The 3277-nt window shown below is 59.3% G+C and carries 1 rRNA gene; it reads right to left on the minus strand.

Annotated elements, in window-relative coordinates:
- A 23S ribosomal RNA gene (locus tag ACI8AP_RS20935) occupies positions 1 to 2847 on the minus strand; the annotation flags it as partial.
- Positions 2848 to 3277 lie beyond the last annotated feature (430 nt).

Here is a 3277-nt window from a genome sequence, read left to right on the forward strand (position 1 = left end):
CGGCGGATAGGGACCGAACTGTCTCACGACGTTCTAAACCCAGCTCGCGTACCGCTTTAATGGGCGAACAGCCCAACCCTTGGGACCTACTCCAGCCCCAGGATGCGACGAGCCGACATCGAGGTGCCAAACCATCCCGTCGATATGGACTCTTGGGGAAGATCAGCCTGTTATCCCCGGGGTACCTTTTATCCGTTGAGCGACACCGCTTCCACATGCCGGTGCCGGGTCACTAGTCCCAGCTTTCGCTCCTGCTCGACCCGTCGGTCTCGCAGTCAAGCTCCCTTGTGCACTTGCACTCGACACCTGATTGCCAACCAGGCTGAGGGAACCTTTGGGCGCCTCCGTTACATTTTGGGAGGCAACCGCCCCAGTTAAACTACCCACCTGACACTGTCCCTGATCCGGATCACGGACCGAGGTTAGACATCCAATTCGACCAGAGTGGTATTTCAACGGCGACTCCACGAACACTGGCGTGCCCGCTTCGCAGTCTCCCACCTATCCTACACAAGCCGAACCGAACACCAATATCAAGCTATAGTAAAGGTCCCGGGGTCTTTCCGTCCTGCCGCGCGTAACGAGCATCTTTACTCGTAGTGCAATTTCGCCGAGCCTGTGGTTGAGACAGCTGAGAAGTCGTTACGCCATTCGTGCAGGTCGGAACTTACCCGACAAGGAATTTCGCTACCTTAGGATGGTTATAGTTACCACCGCCGTTTACTGGCGCTTGAGTTCTGAGCTTCGCCTTGCGGCTAACCCGTCCCCTTAACGTTCCAGCACCGGGCAGGCGTCAGTCCGTATACATCGTCTTACGACTTCGCACGGACCTGTGTTTTTAGTAAACAGTCGCTTCTCACTGGTCTCTGCGGCCACCCACCGCTGCCCCGCGCAAGGCGGTTCACAGCAGATGGCCCCCCTTCTCCCGAAGTTACGGGGGCATTTTGCCGAGTTCCTTAACCACAGTTCGCTCGATCGCCTCGGTATTCTCTACCTGACCACCTGAGTTGGTTTGGGGTACGGGCCGCTCGGAACTCGCTAGAGGCTTTTCTCGGCAGCATAGGATCATCCAATTCGCCTCAATCGGCTATGCGTCGGGCCTCACCCTCATGCGGAACGGATTTGCCTATTCCGCGGGCCACACCCTTGCACCGGTACTACCACTCACCGGTAGGACTACCTTCCTGCGTCACCCCATCGCTTGCCTACTACCAGTCCGGGTCCCCAGCTCCACCGGATCGCCCACAAGTGGGCTCACCAGCTTCGGTGGGTTAGCATCGCTGGGTTCAGCATGGGCGTTCCTTCGCGGGTACGGGAATATCAACCCGTTGTCCATCGACTACGCCTGTCGGCCTCGCCTTAGGTCCCGACTCACCCTGGGCGGATTAGCCTGGCCCAGGAACCCTTGGTCTTCCGGCGGGGGAGGTTCTCACTCCCCTCTCGCTACTCATGCCTGCATTCTCACTCGTGTGGCGTCCACGGCTGGATCACTCCGCCGCTTCCACCGCCACACGACGCTCCCCTACCCATCCACACACCTGGCCGGCACCTGAAGAGGTGTCGGCGGGCGAACGTGTGAATGCCACGGCTTCGGCGGTGTGCTTGAGCCCCGCTACATTGTCGGCGCGGAACCACTTGACCAGTGAGCTATTACGCACTCTTTCAAGGGTGGCTGCTTCTAAGCCAACCTCCTGGTTGTCTCTGCGATCCCACATCCTTTTCCACTTAGCACACGCTTAGGGGCCTTAGCCGATGATCTGGGCTGTTTCCCTCTCGACTACGAACCTTATCGCCCGCAGTCTCACTGCCACGCTCTCACTTACCGGCATTCGGAGTTTGGTTGACGTCAGTAACCTTGTGGGGCCCATCGGCCATCCAGTGCTCTACCTCCGGCAAGAAACACGTGACGCTGCACCTAAATGCATTTCGGGGAGAACCAGCTATCACCGAGTTTGATTGGCCTTTCACCCCTACCCACAGCTCATCCCCCAGGTTTTCAACCCTGGTGGGTTCGGTCCTCCACGCGGTCTTACCCGCGCTTCAACCTGGCCATGGGTAGATCACTCGGCTTCGGGTCTAGAGCACGCGACTCAAACGCCCTGTTCGGACTCGCTTTCGCTACGGCTACCCCACACGGGTTAACCTCGCCACGTACCGCTAACTCGCAGGCTCATTCTTCAAAAGGCACGCAATCACCCCCACCACACAAGGCGGCGTAAGGCTCTCACGGCTTGTAGGCACACGGTTTCAGGTACTATTTCACTCCCCTCCCGGGGTACTTTTCACCTTTCCCTCACGGTACTTGTCCGCTATCGGTCACCAGGGAGTATTCAGGCTTAGCGGGTGGTCCCGCCGGATTCACACCGAATTTCACGGGCTCGGTGCTACTTGGGAAACAAGTTCGGGAGGGACTGCGTTTTCGTGTACGGGGCTCTCACCCTCTACGGCGACCCTTTCCAGAGGCCTTCCACTAACACAAGTCCTTTATGACTCCCCGCACCCCCGGCAGAGGATGCAGAACTGTCCCACGACCCCGACCACACAACGCCTGCCGGCTATCACATGCGATCGGTTTAGCCTCTTCCGCTTTCGCTCGCCACTACTCACGGAATCACTGTTGTTTTCTCTTCCTGTGGGTACTGAGATGTTTCACTTCCCCACGTTCCCTCCACACGCCCTATGTGTTCAGGCGCGGGTCACACCACATGACTGGTGCGGGGTTCCCCCATTCGGAAATCCTCGGATCAACGCTCGGTTGACAGCTCCCCGAGGCTTATCGCAGCCTCCTACGTCCTTCATCGGCTCCTGGTGCCCAGGCATCCACCGTGTGCCCTTAACAACTTGGCCACACAAAAATCCCGCCCCACACCCCCGGAAGGAAATGATGAGACGGGCCTACAACACTTGAACTCTGCAAACAGAGTCAGAAGATGCTCGCGTCCACTGTGCAGTTCTCAACGTACGACCAGCAACCCCCCACCACGCCACCGCCAGCCCCGGACAACCCGGGCGGTACGACAACAGGAAGGCCCTGACACGAAGAAACGGTCACCCGCTCCCTCAGGACCCAACAGCGTGCCTACGACCAACCACCCACTCCCACCCCGCTCCACGCACACACAAGTGTGTGCAGTACTAGGGGCAGCACCGGGCCGCCGGCCGAACGAGTCAGCGTTCCACCCTCGAGCACCACCCCACACGCTCCGCCGGCACCCCCAGACGGGGCACCGATCACGGTGTGGGCGCGGCTCTGGACCACCACAACCAGTGTGGCGGC

Source organism: Blastococcus sp. SYSU DS1021, from assembly GCF_054050995.1.